This is a genomic window from Micromonospora sp. NPDC006431, assembly GCF_042870725.1.
Taxonomy (GTDB): Bacteria; Actinomycetota; Actinomycetes; order Mycobacteriales; family Micromonosporaceae; genus Micromonospora.
In genome coordinates this window covers 109983-135574 of record NZ_JBIAHQ010000005.1, presented here as the reverse complement: position 1 = coordinate 135574, position 25592 = coordinate 109983, and the positions used below count along the sequence as shown (strand labels likewise).

23 protein-coding genes are annotated in these 25592 nt (G+C 74.3%); 17 read left to right on the top strand and 6 right to left on the bottom strand.

Annotation, left to right across the window (positions count from 1 at the left end):
* Positions 1-2: 2 nt before the first annotated feature.
* Complete coding sequence (rpsI, locus tag ACFYM6_RS12150; RefSeq protein ID WP_030501567.1) at positions 3-467, top strand: 30S ribosomal protein S9; 465 nt, start codon at positions 3-5, stop codon at positions 465-467.
* A gap of 119 nt (positions 468-586) precedes the next feature.
* A complete protein-coding gene (gene glmM, locus ACFYM6_RS12145; RefSeq protein ID WP_387274792.1) occupies positions 587-1942 on the top strand; it encodes a phosphoglucosamine mutase in 1356 nt (451 codons plus the stop codon).
* A gap of 393 nt (positions 1943-2335) precedes the next feature.
* Here the strand turns inward: glmM and ACFYM6_RS12140 are convergent, their stop codons facing one another.
* The 4 genes from ACFYM6_RS12140 to ACFYM6_RS12125 all read right to left on the bottom strand — a co-directional run bounded on the left by ACFYM6_RS12140 (position 2336) and on the right by ACFYM6_RS12125 (position 6380).
* Entirely contained in the window at positions 2336-3445 is a 1110-nt protein-coding gene (locus ACFYM6_RS12140; protein ID WP_387274790.1) for a threonine aldolase family protein, read from the bottom strand.
* Positions 3442-4629, bottom strand: a complete 1188-nt coding sequence (locus ACFYM6_RS12135; protein WP_387274788.1) for a pyridoxal phosphate-dependent aminotransferase — start codon at positions 4627-4629, stop codon at positions 3442-3444. Before ACFYM6_RS12135 ends, ACFYM6_RS12140 begins: the two co-directional genes overlap by 4 nt.
* Before the next feature lie 47 nt (positions 4630-4676).
* A complete protein-coding gene (locus ACFYM6_RS12130) occupies positions 4677-5582 on the bottom strand; it encodes an MmpS family transport accessory protein (RefSeq protein ID WP_387274786.1) in 906 nt (301 codons plus the stop codon).
* Positions 5583-5726: 144 nt separating this feature from the next.
* Complete coding sequence (locus ACFYM6_RS12125; protein ID WP_387275082.1) at positions 5727-6380, bottom strand: DUF305 domain-containing protein; 654 nt, start codon at positions 6378-6380, stop codon at positions 5727-5729.
* A 327-nt stretch (positions 6381-6707) separates the two neighbouring features.
* Here ACFYM6_RS12125 and ACFYM6_RS12120 point away from each other — a divergent pair, with 327 nt between their 5' ends.
* Complete coding sequence (locus ACFYM6_RS12120) at positions 6708-8477, top strand: LVIVD repeat-containing protein (protein WP_387274784.1); 1770 nt, start codon at positions 6708-6710, stop codon at positions 8475-8477.
* A 246-nt stretch (positions 8478-8723) separates the two neighbouring features.
* Positions 8724-10637: a glutamine--fructose-6-phosphate transaminase (isomerizing) gene (gene glmS, locus ACFYM6_RS12115; protein ID WP_387274782.1), complete on the top strand. Its 1914-nt coding sequence runs from the start codon at positions 8724-8726 to the stop codon at positions 10635-10637.
* Between the two features lie 65 nt (positions 10638-10702).
* On the opposite strand, the gene ACFYM6_RS12110 is transcribed toward glmS, so the two are convergent.
* Positions 10703-12457 carry an alpha/beta hydrolase gene (locus ACFYM6_RS12110; protein ID WP_387274781.1) on the bottom strand — a complete coding sequence of 585 codons (1755 nt, stop codon included), beginning with the start codon at positions 12455-12457 and terminating at the stop codon, positions 10703-10705.
* Positions 12454-12750 (bottom strand): type VII secretion target, encoded by a 297-nt coding sequence (locus ACFYM6_RS12105; protein WP_387274779.1) that lies wholly within the window; start codon positions 12748-12750, stop codon positions 12454-12456. Before ACFYM6_RS12105 ends, ACFYM6_RS12110 begins: the two co-directional genes overlap by 4 nt.
* Before the next feature lie 223 nt (positions 12751-12973).
* Here ACFYM6_RS12105 and ACFYM6_RS12100 point away from each other — a divergent pair, with 223 nt between their 5' ends.
* The 13 genes from ACFYM6_RS12100 to ACFYM6_RS12040 all read left to right on the top strand — a co-directional run bounded on the left by ACFYM6_RS12100 (position 12974) and on the right by ACFYM6_RS12040 (position 25590).
* Positions 12974-13342, top strand: coding sequence for a holo-ACP synthase (locus ACFYM6_RS12100; RefSeq protein ID WP_073834878.1), 369 nt, complete (start codon positions 12974-12976; stop codon positions 13340-13342).
* 56 nt (positions 13343-13398) lie between these two features.
* Complete coding sequence (locus ACFYM6_RS12095) at positions 13399-14868, top strand: NAD(P)H-hydrate dehydratase (protein ID WP_387274777.1); 1470 nt, start codon at positions 13399-13401, stop codon at positions 14866-14868.
* A 112-nt stretch (positions 14869-14980) separates the two neighbouring features.
* On the top strand, positions 14981-16099 hold the full coding sequence (gene alr / locus ACFYM6_RS12090) for an alanine racemase (RefSeq protein WP_387274775.1): 1119 nt from the start codon (positions 14981-14983) through the stop codon (positions 16097-16099).
* A 106-nt stretch (positions 16100-16205) separates the two neighbouring features.
* Positions 16206-17297, top strand: coding sequence for an alpha/beta fold hydrolase (locus ACFYM6_RS12085; protein ID WP_387274773.1), 1092 nt, complete (start codon positions 16206-16208; stop codon positions 17295-17297).
* 13 nt (positions 17298-17310) lie between these two features.
* Positions 17311-17793: a tRNA (adenosine(37)-N6)-threonylcarbamoyltransferase complex ATPase subunit type 1 TsaE gene (tsaE, locus tag ACFYM6_RS12080; RefSeq protein ID WP_387274771.1), complete on the top strand. Its 483-nt coding sequence runs from the start codon at positions 17311-17313 to the stop codon at positions 17791-17793.
* 59 nt (positions 17794-17852) lie between these two features.
* On the top strand, positions 17853-18554 hold the full coding sequence (gene ung / locus ACFYM6_RS12075; RefSeq protein WP_387274769.1) for a uracil-DNA glycosylase: 702 nt from the start codon (positions 17853-17855) through the stop codon (positions 18552-18554).
* A 118-nt stretch (positions 18555-18672) separates the two neighbouring features.
* Complete coding sequence (locus tag ACFYM6_RS12070) at positions 18673-19524, top strand: maleylpyruvate isomerase N-terminal domain-containing protein (protein ID WP_387274767.1); 852 nt, start codon at positions 18673-18675, stop codon at positions 19522-19524.
* Between the two features lie 82 nt (positions 19525-19606).
* Complete coding sequence (gene tsaB / locus ACFYM6_RS12065; RefSeq protein WP_387274765.1) at positions 19607-20284, top strand: tRNA (adenosine(37)-N6)-threonylcarbamoyltransferase complex dimerization subunit type 1 TsaB; 678 nt, start codon at positions 19607-19609, stop codon at positions 20282-20284.
* Positions 20281-20733 (top strand): ribosomal protein S18-alanine N-acetyltransferase, encoded by a 453-nt coding sequence (gene rimI / locus ACFYM6_RS12060; RefSeq protein ID WP_387274763.1) that lies wholly within the window; start codon positions 20281-20283, stop codon positions 20731-20733. The genes tsaB and rimI overlap by 4 nt, the downstream gene beginning before the upstream one ends.
* Positions 20734-20738: 5 nt before the next feature.
* Positions 20739-21785: a tRNA (adenosine(37)-N6)-threonylcarbamoyltransferase complex transferase subunit TsaD gene (tsaD, locus tag ACFYM6_RS12055; protein ID WP_387274761.1), complete on the top strand. Its 1047-nt coding sequence runs from the start codon at positions 20739-20741 to the stop codon at positions 21783-21785.
* A gap of 15 nt (positions 21786-21800) precedes the next feature.
* Complete coding sequence (locus ACFYM6_RS12050; RefSeq protein ID WP_073834870.1) at positions 21801-22055, top strand: hypothetical protein; 255 nt, start codon at positions 21801-21803, stop codon at positions 22053-22055.
* Between the two features lie 71 nt (positions 22056-22126).
* A complete protein-coding gene (locus tag ACFYM6_RS12045) occupies positions 22127-23833 on the top strand; it encodes an ABC transporter ATP-binding protein (protein ID WP_387274759.1) in 1707 nt (568 codons plus the stop codon).
* Positions 23830-25590 carry an ABC transporter ATP-binding protein gene (locus ACFYM6_RS12040; protein ID WP_387274757.1) on the top strand — a complete coding sequence of 587 codons (1761 nt, stop codon included), beginning with the start codon at positions 23830-23832 and terminating at the stop codon, positions 25588-25590. The genes ACFYM6_RS12045 and ACFYM6_RS12040 overlap by 4 nt, the downstream gene beginning before the upstream one ends.
* Positions 25591-25592 lie beyond the last annotated feature (2 nt).

Below are 25592 nucleotides of genomic sequence, written 5' to 3'. Positions count from 1 at the left end.
GCATGACCGACATCACCGCCACCGAGGTTGCCCCTGAGGCCACCGAGGCGCCGGCGCCCGTCGCGCGCGCGCCTCGTGGCGACCGCCCGATCCAGACCGTGGGTCGGCGCAAGGAGGCCATCGTCCGGGTCCGCATCGTCCCCGGCAGCGGCAAGATCACCTGCAACGGCCGTGACCTCGAGGCCTACTTCCCGAGCAAGGTGCACCAGCAGCTGATCAAGGACCCGCTGGTGACCGCCGAGAAGGCCGAGGCGTTCGACGTGATCGCCAACCTGCGTGGCGGCGGCACCACCGGCCAGGCCGGCGCGCTGCGCCTCGCCATCGCCCGGGCGCTGATCGTCAGCGAGCCGGACGACCGCCCGGCCCTGAAGAAGGCCGGCTTCCTGACCCGTGACGCCCGGGTCAAGGAGAGCAAGAAGTACGGCCTCAAGAAGGCCCGTAAGGCTCCTCAGTACTCGAAGCGCTGATCATCAGCAGCGCCTTGTACTTCTGACGGACGGCCGGGTCCGCCTCCTCTACGGGGAGGTGGCCCGGCCGTTCGCTTTTCCTCTCCTCGCAACGGCAGTTCCATCGGAGGTTGGCGGGTATGGGCCGGTTGTTCGGCACGGACGGCGTACGCGGGCGGGCGAACGCGGATCTCACCCCGGAGTTGGCGCTCGCGGTGGCGGTCGCCGCCGCGCACACGCTCGCCGAGTCGGACAAGAGCCATCCGCCGCTCGCCGTGGTCGGCCGGGACACCCGGGCCAGCGGCGAGATGCTGGAGGCCGCGGTGGTGGCCGGGCTCACCAGCGCCGGCGCCAACGTGGTACGCGTCGGCGTGCTGCCCACCCCGGCGGTGGCGTTCCTCACCGCCGAGGCCAAGGCCGACCTGGGCGTCATGCTCTCCGCCTCACACAACCCGATGCCGGACAACGGGATCAAGCTCTTCGCCGCCGGCGGGCACAAGCTGCCCGACGAGATCGAGATGCGGATCGAGGCGGCGGTCGAGGCGAACGCCACCACCGCCTGGGAGCGGCCGATCGGCGCCGGGGTGGGCCGGGTGCACGACCTGCTCGACGGCGCCGACCACTACGTCCAGCACCTGGTCGGCACCGTGCCGCACCGGCTGGACGGGATCAAGGTGGTGGTCGACTGCGCCAACGGCGCGGCCGCCGAGGTCGCCCCGGTGGCATACCAGGAGGCCGGCGCCGAGGTGATCGCGATCTGCGCCGAGCCGGACGGGCTCAACATCAACGACGACTGCGGCTCCAACCACCTGGACACGCTGCGGGCCGCCGTGGTGGAGCACGGCGCGCACCTGGGCATCGCCCACGACGGCGACGCCGACCGGTGCGTGGCGGTCACCGCCGACGGCGACGAGGTCGACGGCGACCAGGTGATGGCGATCCTCGCCCTGGCCATGCGGGAGGCCGGCGCGCTGACCGAGGACACCCTGGTCGCCACCGTGATGAGCAACCTCGGCCTGAAGCTCGCCATGTCCGCCGAGGGCATCCGGCTGCTCGAGACCAAGGTCGGCGACCGGTACGTGCTGGAGGAACTGCGCGCCTCCGGGCTGGCCCTCGGCGGCGAGCAGAGCGGCCACATCGTCATGCCCGCGTACGCCACCACCGGCGACGGGGTGCTCACCGGGCTGCACCTGATGTCCCGGATGGCAGCCACCGGCAAGTCGCTCGCCGAGCTGGCCGCCGTGGTCACCAAGCTGCCGCAGGTCCTGATCAACGTGCCGGTGGGCGACCGGACCGTGGGCTCCGCCGCGCCGGCCGTCCGGGCCGAGGTGGAGCGGGCCGAGGCCGAGCTGGGCGAGACCGGCCGGGTGCTGTTGCGCCCCTCCGGCACCGAGCCGCTGGTCCGGGTCATGGTCGAGGCGGCCACCGAGACCACCGCCCGGTCCGTGGCGGAGCGGATCGCCGAGCAGGTACGCACCGCCAGCCCGGCCGGCTGACGGCCATTCCGGCCCGGCAGCTGTCTGCCCGCTCGCTGGCCTGTCCGCTCTGGGGTGTCCACTCGAGCCGCATCGCCCAAGGCTCGGCGTCCGGTGACTGGCCGGGCATGTCGACCCGGTGGCGTAGCCCAGCCCGATGCCTCCCGTCGTCGTCGGTGACCAGGCCGTGGCAGGAGCTGTGTGTTCGGCTCCTCTGGAGCTGAGTCGTTTGCGATATCGGTCTCGGGTCGGCTGACACCGCTGTCTGTCTCCTGTGGAGCTGAGTCGTTGACGACATCAGCTTCAAAGGGAGAAAAGGGCGATGGCGACCTCGGCGTGGTACCGGTGGATGGCCCCGGCGGCTCGGGACATCCTGGCGTGCCCCGCCCCCGCCGCGCCCGGGACGCCCGGTGGTCAGCGCGGCGGCAGCCGGCGCAGGAAGCGGTCGGCCAGGTCGACCACCTGGTCGGCGTCCAGTGCCAGCGCCGGGGCGGCCACCGTCACCTCGGCCAGCGCAACGCCGGGCACCTCGGTGTCCCGCCAGCCGCCGACGAACCAGGCCTTCTCCTCCTCGGCGAGCGCGAGGTTGGCGGCGTTGAGCGCGTCCGCCGGGTGCGGCAGCCAGAGCCGGAACTGGTGCGTGTGCGGGGGCGCCGGGTGCACCCGGCCGCCGGGCAGGGTGGCCAGCGCCGCCGCCACCACCTTTGCGTGCGCCACGTAGCCGGCGAGCCGGGGCAGCTCGTGGGTGAGGCCGGCGAGCGCGGCCAGGGCGGCCGGCGACTGCTGGAAGAGGTTTCCGCCGTAGCGGTGCCGCCAGGCCCGGGCGTAGCGGACCAGCTCGGCGGAGCCGGCCAACGCCGCACCGGAGTGCCCGCCGAGGGACTTGTAGAACGAGACGTACGTGCTGTCGGCCAGGGCGGAGACCTCGGCCGGTGAGCGTCCCAGATGGACGGCGGACTCCCAGAGCCGGGCACCGTCCAGGTGCACCCGGGCGCCCCGTTGCCGGGCCGCCTCGACCACCGCGACCAGCTCGTCCCAGGTCGGCAGGACGAACCCGGCGTCACGCAGCGGCAGCTCCAGCAGCAGCGTGCCGATCGGCTCGTCGAGCCCGGCGATCTCCTCGGCGGTCGGGTTGCGCGGCGCGTCCGTGGTGCGTACCGGCCGCAGGCCGCCGAGCACGGCGGGCGCGTCCCGCTCGTGCAGCATCGGGTGGCTGAGCGGGTGCAGGCCGACGCCGTTCCGTCCGGTCAGCTCGGCGCCGTACCGCATGGCGACCTGCTGGGCCATCGTGCCGGTGGGGAAGAAGGCGACGGCCTCGGTGCCGAGCAGTTCGCCGACGCGGCGTTCCAGCTCCTCGACCGCGCCGCCCTCGCCGTAGAAGTCGGGCAGCAGGTCGTCGGTCGTGATCGCCCGGAGCGCCTCCAGCTGCTCGGCCACCGAGGCCGGCGGCCTGCCGGAGAGCACCGTGTCGCAGCTGCGCTGCGCCACCATCCGGCGTAGCCGGCCGGCGTTCGGGTCGGTCATCGGTTTCCCTTCAGTTGGCGCAGCCGATCCACCGCCTCGGTGAGCACCTCCGGGCGCTTGCAGAAGGCGAACCGGACCAGCCGCCGCCCCGCCTCGGCGTCGTCGTAGAAGACCTGGGTCGGCACGGCCACCACACCGCAGCGCTCCGGCAGCGATCGGCAGAACTCGACCCCGTCCCGGCCGCCGAGCGGGGCGACGTCGGCGGTGACGAAGTATGTGCCCTCGGGGGCGAGCACGTCGAACCCGGCGTCGGTGAGCCCGGCGACGAGCTGGTCCCGCCGTCGCTGCAGGCCGTCCCGGAAGTCGGTGTAGTAGGCGTCGGGCAGGCCGAGCGCCAGCGCGACGGCCGGTTGCAGCGGCCCGGCGTTGACGAAGGTGAGGAACTGCTTCACCCGCAGCACCGCGGAGACCAGCGGGGCGGGCCCGCTCACCCAGCCGACCTTCCAGCCGGTGCAGGAGAAGGTCTTGCCGGCCGAGGAGATGCGCAGCGTCCGCTCCCGCATCCCGGGGAGCGCCGCCAGCGGTACGTGCGGGGCGGCGGCGTCGGTGAAGACCAGGTGCTCGTACACCTCGTCGGTGACCGCGTACGCGCCGTGCTCCTGGCACAGCTCGGCGACCAGGGCCAGCTCGTCGCGGGTGAACACTTTGCCGGTCGGGTTGTGCGGGGAGTTCAGCAGCACCAGCCGGGTACGCGGCCCGAACGCGGCGCGCAGCTCCGCCGGGTCGACGACGTACCGGCCGTCGGCGGCGGGACGGAGCGTGACCGGGCGGCGGACGGCACCGGCCAGCGCGATCGAGGCCGCGTACGAGTCGTAGTACGGCTCGAAGCAGACCACCTCGTCACCCGGCTCGCAGAGGGCGAGGATGCTGGCAGCGATCGCCTCGGTGGCGCCGGCGGTCACCACGATCTCGCCGTCCGGGTCGTACGCCAGATCCCAGAAGCGGCGCTGGTGGGCCGCGACGGCCGCGCGCAGCGCCGGGATCCCCGGGCCCGGCGGGTACTGGTTGTGGCCGGAGCGGAGCGCCTCGGCGGCGGCCGCGAGCATCTCCGGCGGGCCGTCGGTGTCCGGGAAGCCCTGGCCGAGGTTGACCGCCCCGGTGCGCACGGCCAGCGCGGACATCTCGGCGAAGATGGTGGTGCCGAACGGCCGCATCCGGGCCACCAGCGGATCGGTCGTCGTCACGCGGGCCAGCCTACGGCCCGGCGCCCGCGTCGCACGACTCGCCGGTCTCACCACCCGAAGCAGGTTGCTATCGCTCCCGACGCGCTCGAATCCCGGGAGACGACCTTCCCGTCGATGGTGATCTGGCAGGTGATCGGGTCGCCGCCCCGGTTGGCGGGCAAGGCGACGATCTGCACCCGCTTCCGGTCGTTGGCGGTGAACGCCAGCCGCCACGGCGACCGCACCCCGTCGACCTGGAGGAAGTCGCCGTTGGCATCGTAGAACTGGACGTTCACCGCTTCGGTGCCGGTCACCTCGTACACCACCTCGAACCGGCCCGGCCCGCCCGACGGGGTGGTAGCGGGGCTCGGTTGCCCGGCGGTGGCGTCCTCCTCCGGCTCGCCGTAGCCCGAGTCGCCGTAGGGCTCCCCGGACGTCACCGGGTCACCGAACGAGCTGCCGAGCACGCCCAGGCCGACACAGCCGCAGGAGAGCAGCACCAGGACGGTGGCCACCGCGACCACGATCGCCGCGATCTTGCCGCCGTTCGTCCGGGTCGGCGGCATCCCGGGGTACGCGTACGGCGGCGGGTAGCCGGCCGGGGGCCAGCCGGGTGCGGCGTACCCGGGCCAGGGGTGAGCCGGCGGCGGGACCGGGGTGACGGGCGACCCGGTCGGTCGCGGCGCGTCGGCGGGGCCCGGCGGCCCGGTGCGGGCCGGGTCGGCGCTCGCGTCCGGCTGGCCGGTGTTGCCCGGCGTCCCGATGCCGCCCGCCGTGCCCGCCACGCCCGTCGGGCCGGGTGTGCCGGTCGAGCCGGGCGACCAGGGGGTCGGCGACCACGGCGTCTGCGGTGCCCAGGGCTGGGGGCCGGCGAGCGGATCGGGCGGTGTCCAGGGCGCGGGCGCCGGTGGGGTGGTGGGATCGGTGTGGCCCCCGTCGGCCGACGGCTGGGGGGTCGGCGTTGGCTCGGACATCAGGTCAGCTCGCAGGAGGACGGGTGCCGGGACGGCTGCGGAAGATGGTGGGGGATCCCGACCAGGGCCTCAATGTACGGCGCGCGGGCAATTCCGGGTCGTCCGGCGCCCGCTGCGTCCCCTTACCGCAGCAGGTGCCGGGGGCTACCTTGTGGCGCCCAGCGCCTCGCGCATCCGGTTGATCTCAGCGCCCTGCTCCACGATGACGCTGCTGGCCATCTCGTTGAGGACGCCGTCGACTCCGAGCGCCAGCACCTCGCCCGCCATGTCGATCGCGCCCTGATGGTGCTCGACCATCATGGTGACGAACATCCGGTCGAACTCGGCCCCCCGGGCGGCGGTGAGCTGGTCCAATGCCTCCGCTGACTGCATGCCGGCCATGCCGTGCTGGTGGCCGGGGCCGGAGTTCCGGTTCAAACCCCGGTCCGTCAGCCAGGTCTCCAGCGTCTTGATCTCCGGTTCCTGGGCCGCCAGGATCCGGTCCGCGATGATCTTGAGTTGCGGGTTCTCTCCCCGGTCCGCCACCAGCTTGGCCATCACGAGCGCCTGCTCATGGTGCGGAATCATCATCGTCACGAACCGGATGTCGGCGTTGTTGTGCGACCGGCGTGGCACCGGCGGCATCTCATTTGCCGGGAGGGTCTTCGCCGCCTCACCGGGAGCCCCGGGCAGCAGCACCGGCGCGGTTGCCTTCGGCAGGCCGGGCAGGGCGAGTGATTCCGGTGGGCTCGCCTTCGCCGCCGGTTTCGACTGGTCGTCGGGCCACCAGACGACCGCCGCGGCCCCGGCGGCCACCATCGTGAGCACGGCCAGCTCGACCAGCACAATCGCCCGCGACCGTCCGAAAAGAGATCGGAACCGTACATTTAGCACAACTCGACTCCCGCCGTCCGCCCCGAGGATGGCCGGGATCGTAACGCGGCGTTGACCTGCACCGGGAAGATCGCGGGCAGCGAAAAGGTTCGATTGGTCCCACCTGCGGTTATTCGTGCCGCCGCACCGCCGCCACATTCACTGAACCGTGACCACAAGCGAGCGTTTAGTGTGAGCTGGATCACAATCTTGTATCGAACGCCAGGTTATCGTCCCGACACCCTGCTCAACCCCATGACGAAGGGTGTCCATATGTTCCAAGCAACCCCACGAGGGAGCCGAAGGCTGGCCACCAGCCTTGCCGCCACAGGCGCCCTTTTCCTGACCACCGTCGTGGCCGCGGCGCCGGCGAGCGGCGCCACCGAATCCACCGAGAACACCGACGTCTGCGAGTCGTTCCGGGCTGCCGGGGACAACTTCGCCGAGTACTGCATCGGCGAGGAGGCGGCCAACGACGTGGCCGCCACCAACACCATCCCGGGCGTCGACGAGATCGCCAGCACCGCGAACCTCCGGCAGATCGCCAACATCCCGAAGTTCGGCGGGTTCGCCAGCGAGGGGGCGTACGACTCGGACCTGGCGTTCCAGGGCAACTACGTCTTCGCCGGCAACTACGAAGGCTTCAACGTCTTCGACGTCAGCAACCCCAGCTCGCCTCAGGTGGTCAGCCAGGTGGTCTGCTCCGGCTCGCAGGGCGACCCGTCGGTCATCGGCAACCTGCTGTTCCTCGCGGTCGACCAGCCTCGGACCAACGACTCGTGCAGCAGTTCGATCGGTTCGGTGACCCAGGAAAGCTCCTGGGAGGGCGTCCGGATCTTCGACATCAGCGACAAGGCGAACCCGCGGTACATCAAGTCGGTCCGGACCGACTGCGGTTCGCACACCCAGACGCTGGTGCCGAGCAAGGACGGGAAGAGCGTCTACGTCTACGTCCAGTCGTACGGCCCGTCGGCCAGCGCCTTCTACTGCAAGACGCCGCACGACAAGATCTCGATCATCAAGGTGCCGCTGGACAACCCGACCAGCGCTGCCGTGGTGGCCACCCCGGTTCTCTTCCCGGGAACCACCGGCGCCAACTCCACCAGCGGCTGCCACGACATCACCGCCTACCCGGAGCTGGACCTGGCCGCCGGCGCCTGCATGGGTGACGGCGTCCTGTTCGACATCTCCGACCGGGAGAACCCGGTGATCCTCAGCCAGGTCCGGGACACGAACTTCGCGTTCTGGCACTCGGCCACGTTCAACAACGCCGGCACCAAGGTGGTCTTCACCGACGAGCTCGGCGGCGGCAGCAGCGCGATCTGCACCAGCAGCTACCGGACCAACCAGGGCGCGGACGCGATCTACGACATCGTCGGCTCCGGTGCGGACCGCAAGCTGGTCTTCAAGGGCTACTTCAAGATCCCGCGGTTGAACACCACCCTCGAGAACTGCGTTGCGCACAACGGCTCGCTGATCCCGGCGATGGGCCGCGACATCATGGTCCAGGCGTGGTACCAGGGCGGCATCTCGGTGATCGACTTCACCGACTCGGCCAACCCCGTCGAGATCGCCTACTGGGAGCGGGGCCCGCTCTCGGACACCCGCCGCATCCTCGGTGGGGCCTGGTCGACGTACTACCACAACGGATACATCTACTCGAACGACATCCAGAAGGGTCTCGACGTCCTCAAGCTGGACGACCCGCGGACGAACAACGCTCGGGCGATCTCCTTCGCCGAGCTGAACGTGCAGACCCAGCCCAGGTACCCGGCCTGCACCACCGTCCTGCGCAACCGGCAGAACGGTGGTCTCGACATCACGTCCGGCATCACCTGCCTGGACGGGGTGACCGTCAACGGCGCCACCAAGGTCGCGCCGGGCGCCGGTCTGATCGCCTTCAACTCGACCCTCAACGGCTCGGTCGCCGCGACCGGCGCCTCCGTGGTGTCGATCGTGGAGAGCAAGGTGAACGGCTCGGTGGACGCCATCGGCGGCACCGTGCGGGACAGCGCGGTCACCGGATCGGTGAAGACGAGCTGACCCACAGGCACACTCAAGGCACTACAGCTCCGGCCCGGCGGATCCGCCGGGCCGGAGCCCTTTGTTTCCGGCCACTGGCCGTGGCGCCCGAAGCGAGGGGCTGGCGGGTGGGCGCTCCCACGCGCCGCTCGTTGGTTGGGATTTGTCCGATCCTTGCCCTCTGACCATCAGTTCGCTCAGATTCAGTGATTGTTTACCCGGCTTCCGAGCACGCGTGGTGAGCGAAACTGGGTTAGGCTGCGGACCATGTGTGGAATCGTGGGTTACGCCGGCGCGCGCCCGGCGCTCGGCATCGTGCTGGACGGACTGCGGCGGCTGGAGTACCGCGGCTACGACTCGGCCGGTGTGGCCGTCGTCTGCGACGACGAACTGCTGATCGAGAAGAAGGCTGGCAAGCTGGCCAACCTGGAGAAGGTCCTCGCCGAGCGCGCGGCCACCGATCCGGAGTCCTGCGCGGCCAGCCCGATCGGCATCGGCGACGGCACCACCAGCATCGGCCACACCCGCTGGGCCACCCACGGCGGGCCGACCGACCGCAACGCCCACCCACACCTGTCCCCCGACGGCCGGGTCGCCGTGATCCACAACGGCATCATCGAGAACTTCGCCCGGCTCCGCGCCGAGCTGGAGGCCGAGGGCGTCGAGTTCGCCAGCGACACCGACACCGAGTGCGCCGCCCACCTGCTCGCCCGGTCGCTGGCCGGCCTGCGCGCGGCGGGCGAGGTCGACAGCCCACAGCTGCTCGCCTCCGCCATGCGGCTGGTCTGCGAGCGGCTGGAGGGCGCGTTCACCCTGCTTGCCGTCGACGCCGGGATCCCCGGCGCGGTGGTCGGCGCCCGGCGCAACTCGCCCCTGGTCGTCGGCCGTGGTGACGGCGAGAACTACCTGGCCAGCGACGTGGCCGCGTTCATCGAGCACACCCGCGACGCGGTCGAGCTGGGCCAGGACCAGATCGTCCTGATCACCCCGGACGACATCGAGATCACCGACTTCGCCGGTCAGCCCGCCACCGGCAAGGACTTCCACATCGACTGGGACTCCTCCGCCGCCGAGAAGGGCGGCTACGACTGGTTCATGCTCAAGGAGATCGAGGAGCAGCCGCAGGCCATCGCCGACACGCTGCTCGGCCGGCTCACCGAGACCGGTGAGATCGCCCTCGACGAGGTCCGGCTCAGCGAGCAGGACCTGCGCGACGTCGACAAGATCTTCATCGTCGCCTGCGGCACCGCCTACCACTCCGGCCTGGTCGCCAAGTACGCCATCGAGCACTGGACCCGGATCCCCTGCGAGGTGGAGCTGGCCAGCGAGTTCCGCTACCGCGATCCGGTGCTGGACCGCTCCACGCTGATCGTGGTGATCTCGCAGTCCGGCGAGACCATGGACACCCTGATGGCCCTGCGCCACGCGAAGGAGCAGAAGGCCCGGGTGCTCGCCATCTGCAACACCAACGGCTCCACCATCCCGCGCGAGTCCGACGCCGTCCTCTACACCCACGGCGGCCCCGAGATCGCGGTCGCGTCGACCAAGGCGTTCCTCACCCAGCTCGTCGCCTGCTACCTGATCGGCCTGCACCTGGCCCAGGTACGCGGAATCAAGTTCGCCGACGAGGTGGGCGCGGTCGTCGAGCAGCTCCAGGAGGTGCCGGGCAAGCTGCGCGAGCTGCTGATGCGGATCGAGCCGGTCCGGGAGCTCGCCCGTGACCTGAAGTCCGAGCCGACGGTGCTCTTCATCGGCCGGCACGTCGGCTACCCGGTGGCGCTGGAGGGCGCGCTGAAGCTCAAGGAACTGGCGTACATGCACGCCGAGGGCTTCGCCGCCGGCGAGCTGAAGCACGGCCCGATCGCGCTGATCGACAAGGGCACCCCGGTCATCTGCATCGTGCCGTCGCCGATCGGCCGGGGCATGCTGCACGACAAGGTCGTCTCCAACATCCAGGAGGTACGCGCCCGGGGCGCCCGCACCATCGTGATCGCGGAGGAGGGCGACCAGGCGGTCGTCCGCTACGCCGACCACCTGATCTACGTGCCGCGGGTGCCGACGCTGCTGGCGCCGCTGGTGACCACGGTGCCGCTCCAGGTGCTCGCCGCCGAGATCGCCGCCGCGCGCGGGCACGATGTCGACCAGCCGCGCAACCTGGCCAAGTCGGTCACGGTCGAGTAGTCCACCCCGGCCAGGCCCCTCCGCTGCCCGCTGGAGGGGCCTGGTCGCCTCCGTACCCGCCGCGCTCATCGGCCCAGCACGATCCGGGCCATCCCGTCCAGCGCCGGGTTGCCGGGCTCCCAGTAGCCGGTGTGGCCGTACCGGCCGCTGGGGAAGCGCCGGCCGCCGAAGCCGGGGTCGCTCGGGTCGCGCCCGAACCACAGCCCGGGGTCGTGCCGGTCGAGCACCGCCGCCACCGGGCCGAGGGGCGTCCCCGCCAGCACCGCCCGGCGGGCCAGCTCGTCCGGCGGCCGGGCCAGCCGGATCACGTCGTCCGGCGCGGTGCTGGCCCAGACCTGCCCGGGCGGCATCCGCAGCTCGCTCGCGTGGTCGACCCCGGCACCGGGGGAGCCGACGAAGACCAGGGCGTCGGCGCTCAGCCCGTGGTCGCGGGCGGCGGTGCCGACCACCAGCGAGCCGTAGCTGTGGCCGAGCACGGTCTGCCGGGCCGGCGGGCCGTCGTGCGAGGCGCGCAGCCCTTCCTGGAACCGGTGCAGCGCCGGCCCGGCGTCCTCGGCCTGCCGGGCCCGGGCCGCCTCGAGCAGGTGGTCCGGCGCGTCGTAGTCCAGCCAGAGCACGGCCGCCGTCTCCTCGCCCGGGCTGAGCGCCGTGCACCGGTCCAGCACCCGGGCGGCCCGGCCCAGCTCGCCGGGGGCGTCGGCGAGGTCCGCGGTCATCCCAGGGACGTACGTCAGCACGGCCGCCGCCCGGTCCGGGTTGCCCAGCGCCACCACCGCGCGCCCGTCCCCGGCCGGATCGAGCCCGAGCAGGTACGCCCGGGGCGCCCTCGCCTCGGCCAGCCGCTCGGTGAGCCCGTCGAGGCCGCGCAGGGCCGCCTCCAGCCGGGCGAGCCGGGCCAGCCGGGCCAGCTCGGACGGCCCCGGCGGCAGCGGACGCAGCAGCCCCGCGCGGGCAGCGGCCAGCCCCGCCCGCCGTTCGCCCAGCAGCAGCCGGTTGGCCTGGTCCCGGGCTGCCACCGGCACCCCGTCGAGGTGACCGATGCGGGACGGCTCGTGGCCGACCAGCCAGCGGCGCTCGGCCGGGGTGAGCCCCGCCCACCAGCGGCTCACCTCAGCCGGCCCGGCGCCGGGTGCCGGTCGCGCGCCGGGCGGGACGCTCACCCAGCCGGTGACCGCCGCCGTGCTGAGCTCGCCCAGCCGGGCGGCGGCCTCCCGGTCCGCGCCACCGGCCAGCGCCAGTGCGGCCCGCAGCTCGGCCGCCACCTGGGCGACCCCCGGGCCGGCCGGCGCGGCGCGGCGCGGGTGGGCCGGATCGGGCCGGACCGCACCCACCCGGTCCACCAGCAGGCCGCCCGCGTCGGCGTGCGCCACGGCGGCGGCGAGCCGGGCCTTCGCCGCGGCGAGCCGGGCGGCGAACTCGGCGAGCACCTGGTCGACCTCGACCAGCGCGGGCAGCACGTCGGTCAGTGCGCCGCGCAACGCCCCGATCCGGCCCTGCGCCGCGCCGGCGGCCCCGCCGGACCAGCCGGGCCGCAGGGCGGCCACTCGGGCGTCCAGCCCGTCCGCCCCCTGCCGGACCGGGTCGACCAGCCCCCGCCAGGCCGCCCCGCCCCGGGTCCAGGCACCCGGGTCGGCCGCCCAGAGCTGGGCGTATCCGACCGGAGCGGAGGTATCACCGGCCGGCGTCCGCGCGCCGGCTGCGGACCCCGGCCGCGCGGCCTCCCGGCGCAGGGTCGGCGCGCCGCCCGGGGTGGCCGTGCCGGCCGGACCGGGTCGGGCGGGCGTGGAGCGGGCTGCCGAGGCGCCGGCGGGGCCCGTCACCGGGGGATCCCGGCCAGCCGTCGGGCGGCCCGCTCGTCGGTCGCCTGGTAGCCGTCGGCGGCGCTGCGGACCGCGTCGGCGGTGCTCGCCACCCGGGCGGCGAGCGCCCCGCACCACCGGTGCACCGCCGCCTCCAGCTCGGCCAGCGCGGCCCCGGCCCGCCAGCCGTCGGCCGGCACCACCAGCCCCGGCGTGCCGGCCAGCCCGTGTGCCAGCCGGTACGCGTCGTCGCCCAACTGCCGGGCGACCCCGCGCAGCAGCTCCGGCTCGACGGTGAACGGCTCCTCGGCCATCGGCGGACTCCCCCGGACAACGGGCCGCCGGCGGGGCTCACCGGCGGCGGAACCAACGGTCGCCTGCAGGACCAGGCAACCGGGACGCTAGGCGGCGTCCCCGCACCCCCACCGGCCCTGTGGACAGCCGGCGGCGGCCGTACCCCCCGGGTTGTCCACAGGCGTTGTCCACCGCGCAGCCGGCGGCTAATGTGCGGCCGCGACCGCCGGTAGGGTGAGGTCCGTGATCGTGGCTGTCGGCATCGACGTCGTGCTGGTGGACCGGTTCGCCCGGGCCCTGGCACGGACCCCGCTGCTCGCCGACCGGCTGTTCACCGAGGCCGAGCGGTTCACCCGCTCCGGCAACCCGCGCTCGCCCGAGTCGATGGCCGCCCGGTTCGCGGCCAAGGAGGCGGTGGCCAAGGCGCTCGGCGCGCCGGGCGGGCTGCGCTGGCACGACTGCGAGATCGTGCCGGATCCGGACGGCCGGCCCTGGCTGACCGTCTCCGGCACGGTGGCCGCCGCCTCGGCCGACCGCGGGATCAACCGCTGGCATCTGTCGTTGTCGCACGACGGCGGGATCGCGTCGGCCATGGTGGTCGCGGAGCGGTGAGGCGACCGGCGGGCCGGCCGGCCCGCCTGGCGAAACAACGGACGGGACGGGGTGGCATGAGACCGGTGTGGCGGGTCGCGGACGTACGCGCGGCGGAGGCCGGCCTGCTGGCCACCCTGCCGCCCGGGACGCTGATGCAGCGGGCCGCCGCCGGGCTGGCCCGCCGCTGCGCCCTGCTGCTCTCCGATCGGGGCGGCGTCTACGGTGCCCAGGTGCTGCTGCTGGTCGGCTCCGGCGACAACGGCGGCGACACCCTGTACGCGGGCTCGCACCTGGCCCGCCGGGGCGCCGCGGTTTCGGCCCTGCTGCTCAGTCCCGGCCGGGCGCACGCCGAGGGGCTGGCCGCGCTGCGGGCCGCCGGCGGGCGGCTGGTGGACCGGCCGCCGGCCGTGGTGGACCTGGTGCTGGACGGCATCGTCGGGATCGGCGGCACCGGCGGGCTGCGGGAGACCGCCGAGCAGCTCGCGGCGAGCCTGGCGGGGCGCTCCGGGCGGGACGGTGCCCGGGCCACCGTGGTGGCGGTGGACGTGCCGAGCGGCGTCGCGGTGGACACCGGCCACGTGCCGCTCACCGCCTCCGGCCGCCCGTGCGCGGTGCGCGCCGACGTGACGGTCGCCTTCGGGGCGTTGAAGCCGGCCCTGGTGGTCGGCCCGGCCGCCGCGCTCGCCGGGCACGTGGACCTGGTCGACATCGGGCTGGGGCCGTGGCTGCGCGGGACCCCCGCGCTGCGGGTCACCGAGTGGTCGGACGTGGTCGACTGGTGGCCCCGGCTCGGCCCGTCCTCGGAGAAGTACAGCCGGGGCGTGGTCGGCGTGGCGACCGGCTCGGCCACGTACCCCGGGGCGGCGGTGCTCTCGGTGGGCGGCGCGCTGGCCGGTCCGACCGGCATGGTCCGGTACGCGGGCGGGGCCCGCGCGGAGGTGCTGCACCACCACCCGTCGGTGATCGCCACCGGCCGCGTCGCCGATGCCGGCCGGGTGCAGGCCTGGGTCTGCGGCTCCGGGTTGGGCACCGGCGACGAGGCCGCCACGGAGCTGCGGGCCGTGCTCAGCGCGCCGGTGCCGGCGGTGCTCGACGCCGACGCGCTCACCCTGCTGGTCGACGGCGCGATGGCGGACCTGCTGCGCAAGCGGGACGCGCCGATCGTGGTGACTCCGCACGACCGCGAGTACGCCCGGCTCTGCGGGGAGACCCCGGGCGTGGACCGCGTGTCGGCCGCGCTGCGGCTGGCCGCCTGGATGAACGCGGTGGTGCTGCTCAAGGGCGACCGGACGATCATCGGCACCCCGGCCGGCCGGGCGTACGTCAACCCGACCGGCACCCCGGTGCTGGCCACCGGGGGCACCGGCGACGTGCTGGCCGGGCTGCTCGGTGCGCTGCTCGCGGCCGGGCTGCCCGCCGAGCGGGCGACCGCCGCGGCGGCGTACCTGCACGGGCTGGCTGGCCGGGAGGCGGCTCGGGGCGGTCCGGTGACCGCACCCGACGTGGCCACCGCGCTCCGCTCGGTGATCGCCCGCCTGGGCTGACCGCGGCGGCCTACCGGCGCGGCCGACGGACGGGTGTGCCCGGCGGGCGTGCCAGCGGGCGGACCACGCGGCTCCGGGCCAGGGTGATCACCGGCGGAAGTAGGCTGGGGGCATGTGGCAGTCGGAGGTGCGCGTCGACCTGGACGCGATCCGGGAGAACGTGGCCCGCCTGAGAGCGGGCACCAGCGCCGAGCTGATGGCGGTGGTGAAGGCCGACGGGTACGGCCACGGCATGGTGCCGGCCGCCCGCGCCGCGCTCGACGCCGGCGCGGACTGGCTCGGGGTCTGCTCCCTCGACGAGGCGCTCAACCTGCGCCAGGCGGGGATCACCGCGCCCGTACTGGCCTGGCTGCTCGCCCCCGGGCTGCCGTTGCACGACGGCGTGGCGGTCGGCGTCGACCTGGGCTGCGCCAGCCTCGCCCAGCTCGACGAGATGATCGAGGCGAGCCGCCGGGCGGAGCGCCCGGCCCAGGTGCACCTGAAGATCGACACCGGTCTGGCGCGCGGCGGGGCGACCGTCGCCGACTGGCCCGCCCTGCTGGAGGCCGCCGCGAAGGCCGAGGCCGCCGGCCTGGTCGAGGTGGTCGGGGTGTGGAGCCACTTCGCGTACGCCGACTCGCCCGGCCACCCCACCATCGACCGGCAGCTCGCCGTCTTCCACGAGGGGCTGGCCATGGTCGAGAAGGCGGGGCTGCGTCCCCGTTACCGGCACCTGGCCAACTCGGCCGCCACCCTGACCCGCCAGGACACCCACTTCGACCTGGTCCGCCCCGGCCTGGCGGTCTACGGCCTCTCCCCGGTGGCCGGCGAGCAGTTCGGCCTGCGCCCGGCGATGACCGCCCGGGCCCGGGTGATGCTGACCAAGCGGGTCCCGGCCGGCACCGGCGTGTCGTACGGCCACACCTACCTCACCGAGCGGGAGGCCAACCTGGCCGTCATCCCGCTCGGGTACGCCGACGGGGTGCCCCGGCACGCCTCGAACACCGGTCCGGTGCAGCTCGGCGGCAAGCGGCGGACCATCTCCGGCCGGGTCTGCATGGACCAGTTCGTGCTGGACTGCGGCGACGACGAGGTGGCGGCCGGCGATGTGGCGACCCTCTTCGGCAGCGGCGCGGCCGGCGAGCCCACCGCCGACGACTGGGCCGAGGCGGTCGGCACCATCAACTACGAGATCGTGACCCGGTTCGGCGGGGTCCGGGTGCCCCGCGTCTACGACGGCGAACGACCGTGAGCGCGAGGACGCGCGTTCCGGGGCGGCTCGCGTGGGACGCGGCCGAGCCGGAATGCGCGCATGAGCCGGGGTTGCGAGCCCCGCAGTCGCGAACCGAGACAGCACCGTGAGCGGACGCCTCCGTGTCCCGCGGCCGCGGACCGCCGCCGGGCGGGTCGCCGGAGTGGTCGGCGCCGCCGTCGGTGTCGCCGCCGCGGGGCTCGCCGCAGGCGTGGTGAGCGAGCGGGTCCTGGTCCGCCGCCTCAAGGCCGACCCCACCGACCAGTACGCGCAGGAGGACTTCGGCGAGCAGCGGTACGACGAGTCGTTCCTGCTGGAGATGCCGGACGGCACCGACATCCACGTGGAGGTGGTCGAGCCGACCCGGCCGGTCGCCGGGCACCCGACCGTCGTGTTGGTGCACGGCTTCTGCCTGGACATGGGGACCTTCCACTTCCAGCGCCAGCTGCTCGCCGCCCGGGGCGACTACCGGGTCGTCGCGTACGACCAGCCCGGGCACGGCCGCTCCGGGAAGTTGGAGACCGGCGAGTACGACCTGGCCAGGTTGGGCCGGACCCTGCGTCGGGTGCTCGACGAGGTGGCCCCGGAGGGGCCGCTGGTGCTGGTCGGGCACTCGATGGGCGGCATGACGATCATGGCGCTGGCCGAGCTCTACCCGGAGCTGTTCGGCGAACGGGTGGTCGGCACGGTGCTGATGGCCACCTCGGGCGGCCTGCTCGCCGAGACCAAGCTGGTGGCGCCCGCGCTGCTCGGCCGGGTCGGTGCCCCGATGCTCTACATGATGAGCAACGCCGCCCGGTACGGCGGCACGATGATCGACAAAGCCCGGAAGTCGACGTCCAACGTCGCCTGGCTGCTGACCCGCAGGTACGGCTTCGGCACCGCGAAGCCCAGCCCGGCCCTGGTGTCGTACGTCGAGAAGATGAACTCGCGGACTTCGGCCGACACGGTCACCCGCTACCTGCGCACGCTGGCCACCCACTCGCGCTTCCCGGCGCTGGCCGCGCTGGCCGGCACGCCGGTGCTGGTGATCGTGGGGGACAAGGACATGATCACCCCGGTGACCCACTCCGAGGAGATCGTCCGGCGGCTGCCGCACGCCAAGTTCGTGAAGATCCACGACAGTGGGCACGTGGTGATGCTGGAGCACGCCGACGAAGTGAACGCGGCACTGGAACAGTTCCTTGCAGAACTCTGATCCTGGAGGCGCGGTGACCGTCGTCGTGGAGCTGAAGACGGTCGACGACACCCACGAGTTCGGCCGCCGGCTGGCCGGCGTGCTGCGCGCCGGTGACCTGCTGCTGCTCAGCGGCCCGTTGGGCGCCGGCAAGACCGCGTTGACCCAGGGCATCGGCGCCGGCCTCGGCGTACGCGGCGACATCACCTCGCCGACCTTCGTGATCGCCCGGGTGCACCGGCCGGACCCGGCCCGCGGCGGGCGGGTGACCCTGGTGCACGCCGACGCGTACCGGCTGGGGGAGTCCGCCGACCCGCGGGCCGAGATCGACGACCTGGACCTGGACGCCTCGGTGGACGAGGCGGTCACCGTGGTCGAGTGGGGCGAGGGGATGGTCGAGCAGTTGGCCGACGCGCACCTGCGGGTCCGGATCGACCGGCGGGAGGACGACACCCGGGTGGTGACGTGCGAGCCGGTCGGCGGCGACTGGGCGCAGCGTCTCGCCACCCTCGACTGAGGACTGTCACACCCGGCTCCTACAGTGCCCGGGACCGATCAATCCGGCGAAAGGTTGCCATGCCCCAGGACGCCCCCACCCTCGACCTGCTGGCGCTCCTCCCCGACGCGTGGCGGGCAGCGCTCACCCCGCACCTCGATCCGGCCCGCACCACTGCGCTGGCCGAGTTCGTCGCCGGGGAATACGCGACCCAGGCCGTCTTCCCGCCGGTCGAGGACCTGTTCTCCGCCTACCGGCTGTGCGGGCCGGCGGAGTGCCGGGTGCTGATCCTCGGGCAGGACCCCTACCACAAGGCGGGGCAGGCGCACGGGCTCAGCTTCAGCGTGCGCGAGGGGGTGGCGGTGCCCCCGTCGCTGCGCAACGTCTTCAAGGAGCTCGGCGAGGACCTGGGCGTGCCGAAGCCGAGCAGCGGCAACCTGACCGGCTGGGCGGCGCAGGGCGTGCTGCTGCTCAACTCGGTGCTCACCGTCCGGCAGGCCACCCCCGGCTCACACGCCAACCAGGGCTGGGAGGAGTTCACCGACGCCACCATCCGGGCCCTGGACGCCCTCGACCAGCGGGTGGTGTTCCTGCTGTGGGGCGGCTACGCCCGCAAGAAGGCGGCCCTGGTCACCAACCCGCGGCACGTGGTGCTGGAGGCCGGCCACCCGAGCCCGATGAACCCGCGCGGCTTCCTGGGCAGCCGGCCGTTCAGCGCGGCGAACAAGTCCCTCGCCGACGTCGGCCTGCCCACCATCGACTGGGAACGCTCCGCCGGCTGACGGTCCGGGCCTGGGCCGCCCACGCGGCCCGGGCCCAGACCGCCATCGACGTAGGGCTATCGCTTCGTGGCGTACGGTAGTAGGCTCTGCCCCGGTTGCGACAAACGGGGAGGAAGCGGTGTCGACGACCATCACCTCGGACGGCTGGTCGACGGCCCCGGCCGCGCTGGCGGCGAACGCCGACCGGTTCCTCGCGCTGGCCGGCTCCGTCCGGCCCGACACCATGGTGACCGCCGACTGGACGGTCACCGACACCCTGGCCCATCTGGTGTCGCTGGCCTGGTACTACGTCCGGCTGGTCGACCCGGCCACCGAACCACTGCCGATCCCCGGCCTCGACGAGCAGCTTCCGCTGGTCACCGTCGACACGGTGGCCGACGCCAACGACCTGGTGCTCCGGCACCTGACCGACCGTGACCCCGCGCGCCTGCTCGACCGGCTGCGCGGGGACGTCGACCGGCTGCTGGCGCGCTGCGCGGGCCGCGGGCCGGACGAGGTGGTGCCCTGGCTCGGCGACGCCCGGGTGCCGCTTGCCGGCCTGCTCGCCCACCTGGTCAACGAGCTGCTCGTGCACGGCCACGACATCGCCCGCGCGGCCCGCCGGCCGTGGACCCTGCCACCGCGGGACGCCGCGCTGTTCCTGGAGCTGTTCATGGCCGGGGTGGTCCGGCACGGCTACGGCCGGCTGCTCAACGGCGTCGACCCGCCCCGGCGGCCCCGGATCGTCGTGCGGTTCACCTCCGCCTGGTCGACGCCCCTGGCGCTCGTCCTGGACCACGGGCGGGTGCGGTTCGCCGAGCCCGCGGAGCGGCCGGACGTGGCCATCCGTTTCCATCCGCCGACGCTCAATTTGATGATGTTCGGCCGGGTCAGCCGGGCCCGCGCGGTGCTCACCGGCCGGGTCCGGATCGGCGGCCCGCGACCCTGGCTGCTGCCGTCGTTCCTCCGGGTCTTCCGCACGCCGAGCTGAGCCCGCCGGCCCACCCGCGTGCCGTTCGGGCGGGGAGGGGCGTCACCGCCGGTAACCGCAGTGGCGGCTACGCTGGCACATTGTGCTCGTACTCGTGGTGGACTCCTCGACGCCCGCGGTGACCGCGGCCCTGGTCGAGGTCTCGGCGGACGCGGTCGCGACCCGCGCGCAGCGGTGCACGGTCGACGCCCGGGCGCACGGGGAGCTGCTCGCCCCGCAGGTCGACGCGGTGCTGGCCGACGCCGGCGCTCGCGCCGCCGACCTGGCCGCGATCGTCGCCGGGCTGGGCCCCGGGCCGTTCACCGGGCTGCGGGTGGGCCTGGTCACCGCCGCCACCATGGGCCAGGTGCTCGGCATCCCCACGTACGGGGTCTGCTCGCTGGACGGGATCGGCCACCCGGCGGCTGCGGGCGAGCCGGTCCTGGCGGCCAGCGACGCGCGGCGCCGCGAGGTCTACTGGGCCGTCTACGACGGCGCCGGTCAGCGGATCGCCGGGCCGAACGTGGACGCCCCGGCGGTCGCCGCGGAGCGCGCCCGGGGCCTGGCCGTCACCGTCGCGGTCGGCGACGGCGCCCACCGGTACGCGGACGTCCTCGGCCTGCCGGTGCGCGGCGAGCCGCGCTATCCGGACGCGACGGCGCTGGCCCGGCTCGCCGCCGAGCGGGTCCGCGCGGGCACCCCGAGCGAACCGCTCACCCCGCTCTACCTGCGCCGCCCGGACGCCGTCGCGGCGACCGGCCACAAGCCGGTCCTGCCGTGACCGGGGTACGGCTCGGCCGGTTCCGCTGGTGGCACATCGACCAGGTGCTACCGCTCGAGGCGGACCTGTTCGGCGCCGAGCAGTGGTCCCCGGCGATGTTCTGGAACGAGCTGGCCAACGGGCACTTCTACCTGGTGGCCACCGACCCCGACGGGACCGTGCTCGGCTACGCCGGGCTGCTGGTGGCGCCGCCCGACGAGGCGTGGGTGCAGAACATCGCGGTCCGCCGCGACGCGCAGCGCCGGGGGATCGGCCGGGCGCTGCTGGAGGCGCTGCTCGCCGAGGCGGCCCGGCGCGGCGTCCGCAGCACGCTGCTGGAGGTCGCCGCGGACAACGCCCCCGCGCAGCGCCTCTACGCGACATACGGCTTCGAGCCGATCGGCGTGCGCCGCGGCTACTACCAACCGAGCAACACCGACGCGCTGGTCATGCAGCGCAACGAGGACTGACGAGCATGGCTGACGAACCCCTGATCCTCGGCATCGAGACCTCCTGCGACGAGACCGGCGTCGGCATCGTCCGCGGGCACACCCTGCTCGCCGACGCGCTGGCCTCCAGCGTCGAGCAGCACGCCCGGTTCGGCGGCGTGGTGCCCGAGGTGGCCAGCCGTGCCCACCTGGAGGCCATCGTGCCGACCATGGACCGGGCGCTGAAGCAGGCCGGGGTGACGATCGCGGACATCGACGCCATCGCCGTCACCTCCGGGCCGGGCCTGGCGGGCGCGCTGCTCGTCGGGGTCGCCGCCGCCAAGGGGTACGCGGTCGCCGCCGAGAAGCCGGTGTACGGGGTGAACCACCTCGCCGCACACGTCGCGGTGGACACGCTGGAGCACGGGCCGCTGCCCGAGCCGGCGATCGCGCTGCTGGTCTCCGGCGGGCACTCCTCGCTGCTGCGCGTCGACGACCTGGCCCGGGGGGTCACCCCGCTCGGCTCGACCATCGACGACGCCGCCGGCGAGGCGTTCGACAAGGTGGCCCGGCTGCTCGGGCTGCCGTTCCCGGGCGGCCCGTGGATCGACCGGGAGGCGCGGGCCGGTGACTCGGCGGCGATCGCCTTCCCGCGTGGCCTGACCGCGCCCAAGGACCTGGCCGCCCACCGCTACGACTTCTCCTTCTCCGGGCTGAAGACCGCGGTGGCCCGCTGGGTGGAGGCGCGGCAGCGGGCCGGCGAGCCGGTCCCGGTCGCCGACGTGGCCGCGTCCTTCCAGGAGGCGGTCTGCGACGTGCTGGTCGGCAAGGCGCTGGACGCCTGCCGGAGCAGTGGCATCGAGACGCTGGTGATCGGCGGCGGGGTGGCGGCCAACTCGCGGCTGCGGGCGATGGCCGAGGACCGGGCGGCCCGGCACGGCATCCGGGTGCGTACGCCCCGCCCGAACCTCTGCACCGACAACGGCGCGATGGTGGCCGCGCTGGGCTCGCACTTGGTCGCCTCCGGCGTCGCCCCGAGCCGCCTCGACCTGCCCGCCGACTCCGCGATGCCGCTGACCGTGGTCAGCGTCTGAGCGGGAGGGGCTGACGTGATCGTCCGGATGTGGGAGGCGCGGGCCGAGCCGTACGGCTTCGCCGACCTGATCACCTGGGTCTGCGAGACGGTGCTGCCCGAGTTCGAGCACGACCCGCTGCACCTGTCCAGCGAGGTGTTCTCCTCCACCGACCACCGCCTCGTGGTCATCTCCAAGTGGCGGAGCAGCCCGCGGGACCTGCCGGACCCGCCGCCGACCCTGGTCGCCCGCCCGCCGCACGCCTGGGACTTCACGCAGGTCGATCGCTGATCCGGCACTGCCGGCGGGCGGCGGGAATTGGTTGGCGTGGCCCGGTGCCGGCCACCTAGCGTCGGGGCGTCATGCGTTTCTCACCGGCCGGCGATCCCGGCACCCCCGACGCCCGGTCCGCCACCCGTTACCTCGTCTGGCTGGCCGGTCGACACCCGCTGATCTTCAGTGCCGGCCTGGCGCTCGGCGTCGTCTGGATGGTGGCGCAGGCGCTGATGCCGGCCGCGGTCGGGCGGGCCATCGACGCCGGCCTCACCCACCGCGACCCGGACGCCCTGCTGCGCTGGGGGCTCGTGCTGCTGGGGCTGGGCCTCCTCCAGGCCACCGCCGGCATCCTCCGGCACCGCTGCGCGGTGCACAACTGGCTCGGCGCCGCGTACCGGACCGTGCAGGTCGCCGTGGACGCCACCAACCGGCTCGGTGCGGCGCTGCCCCGCCGGGTCGCCGCCGGCGAGGTGGTCAGCATCGGTACGGCCGACATCGAGCACATCGGCAGCGCCATCGACATCACCGCCCGGGGCGCCGGGTCGGTGGTGGCGATCGTCACCGTGGCGATGATCCTGCTCACCGCGTCCGTGCCGCTCGGGCTGGTCGTGGTGCTCGGCGTGCCGCTGCTCATGGGGCTGGTGGCGCTGCTGATCCGGCCGCTGCACCGGCAGCAGGCGGCGTACCGGGACTCGACCGGCCGGCTCACCGCCCGCGCCGCCGACATCGTCTCCGGGCTGCGGGTACTGCGCGGCGTGGGCGGGGAACCGGTGCTCGGCGCCCGCTACCGGGAGCAGTCCCAGGCGCTGCGCGCCGACGGCCTGCGGGTGGCCCGGGTGGAGTCGCTGCTCCAGGCGGCGCAGATCCTGCTGCCCGGCGTCTTCCTGGTGCTGGTGACCTGGCTGGGGGCCCGGTTCGCGCTGGCCGGCGAGATCAGCGCCGGTCAGCTCGTCGCGTTCTACGGCTACACCGCCTTCCTGGTCAGCCCGCTGCGCAACCTCACCGAGGCGGCGGACAAGCTGACCCGGGGGCACGTGGCCGCCCGCCGGGTGGTCCGGTTGCTCCGCCTCGCCCCGGAGTTCACCGACCCGGCCCGCCCGCGGCCGCTGCCCGACGGGCCGGGCGAGTTGGTGGATGTCCGGTCGGGGCTGGTGCTGCGGCCGGGCCGGCTCACCGCGCTGGTGGCCAGCGTCCCCGAGGACGCGGCCGAGATCGCCGACCGGCTCGGCCGGTACGTCGACGGGGACGTGACGCTGCACGGCGTACCGCTGCGGGACGTGGCACTGGCCACGGTGCGCGAGCGGATCCTGGTGGTCGACAACGACGCGCAGCTCTTCACCGGCCCGTTGCGGGTGGAGCTGGACCCGCGCGACCGGGGCGACCGGGCCGCGGTCGAGGCGGCGCTGGCCGTGGCCGGCGCGACCGACATCGTCGACGCGCTGCCCGGCGGGCTGGACAGCCAGGTGGCCGAACGCGGTCGGGAGTTCTCCGGCGGGCAGCGGCAGCGGCTGCGGCTGGCGCGGGCGCTGGTCGCGGACCCGGAGACGCTGGTCCTGGTCGAGCCGACCAGCGCGGTGGACGCGCACACCGAGGCGCGGATCGCCGACCGGCTGTGCGCCGCGCGCCCCGGGCGGACCACCCTCGTCTGCACCACCAGTCCGCTGGTGCTGGGCCGTGCCGAGCACGTGGTGTTCGTGGAGGACGGCAAGGTGGTCGCGGAGGGCCGCCACGACGAACTGCTCGCCGCCGAGCCGCGCTACGCGGCCACGGTGAGCCGGGAGGAGGACCGGTGAGCGCCGCCCTGCCCGTCGCCGACGCCGGCCAGGTCCGCCGGTACGCGCGTACCCTGGTCCGCCGGCATCCGCGCGGGCTGGCCGCCGTGCTCGGCCTGCACGCGCTCGCCGCGGCCGCCGGCCTGGTCGCGCCCCGGCTCCTCGGCGACCTGGTGGAGGGGATCTCGCGGGGCGTCGGCACGGTCACCGTCGACCGGATCGCGTTGGCCATCGCCGGTTTCATCGTCGCCCAGTCGGTGCTGGTCCGCTTCGCCCACCTGGCCTCGGCCCGGCTCGGCGAGCGGGTCCTCGCCGAGCTGCGCGAGGAGTTCGTCGAGCGGGTGCTCGCCCTGCCGCTGGCCACGGTGGAGCGCGCCGGCACCGGCGACCTGCTCACCCGCACCTCCCGGGACGTCGCCGCGCTCTCCCGGACGGTGCGGTTCGCCGTGCCGGAGACGCTGATCTCGGCGGTCACCGTGCTGCTGATCCTCGGGGCGTTGCTGCTGACCGGCCCGCTGCTGGTGCTGCCCGCGCTGCTCGCGGTCCCGGTGCTGGTCGCCGGCACCCGGTGGTACCTGCGCCGCGCGCCGGAGGGCTACCTGCGGGAGAACGCGGCGTACTCGGACATCACCGACGGGATCAACGAGGTGGTGGAGGGGTCGCGGACCACCGAGGCACTGCGGCAGCAGGCCCGCCGCCGGGCCCGCACCGACGCGGACATCCGCCGGTCGTACGCGGCCGAGAAGTACACCCTCCACCTGCGCACGGTCTTCTGGCCGGTGGCCGAGTTCGGGTACGTCGTACCGGTGGTGGCCACCCTGCTCATCGGTGGCTGGTTTTATCTCAAGGGCTGGGTGAGCCTCGGGCAGGTCACCGCCGCCACCCTCTACGCCCAGCAACTGGTGGATCCGGTCGACCGGCTCCTCGCCTGGCTGGACGAGCTGCAGGTCGGCGGCGCCTCGCTGGCCCGGCTGCTCGGGGTGGCGGCCGACCCCACCGCCGAGCCGGCCGACGCCCCGGCGGCGACCACCGGTCGCGGGCCGGGGCGGGGCGCCGGCCGGCTGGCCGCCCACGACGTCCGGTACGCCTACCGGACGGGACACGACGTGCTGCACGGCGTGACCCTGGTGCCCCGGCCGGGCGAGAAGCTGGCCATGGTTGGCCCGTCCGGCGCGGGGAAGTCCACGTTGGGGCGGCTGCTGGCCGGGGTGCACCCGCCCCGCTCCGGCTCGGTCACCGTGGACGGCCGTCCGCTCACCGGCCTGCCCCTGGCCGAGCTGCGCAGCCACGTCGCACTGGTCAGCCAGGAGCACCACGTCTTCATCGGCACCCTGGCCGAGAACGTGGCGATGGTCCGGCCGGACGCGGAGCCGGCCCAGGTACGCGTCGCACTGGCCGCCGTCGACGCGCTGGGCTGGGCGGAGGCGTTGCCGGACGGGTTGGACACCCTGGTCGGGGCGGGCGGGCACCAGCTCTCGCCCGCCCAGGCGCAGCAGCTCGCGCTGGCCCGGCTGGTGCTCGCCGACCCGCACACGCTGGTGCTGGACGAGGCCACCTCGCTGATCGATCCGCGCGCCGCCCGGGCGCTGGAGCGCTCCCTGGCCGCCGTGCTGGCGGGGCGGACGGTCATCGCCATCGCGCACCGGCTCTTCTCCGCGCACGACGCCGACCGGGTGGCGGTGGTGGAGGACGGCCGGATCACCGAGCTGGGCTCGCACGACGAACTGGTCGCCGCCGGCGGCTCGTACGCCGCGCTCTGGCGCTCCTGGCACGGCTGAGA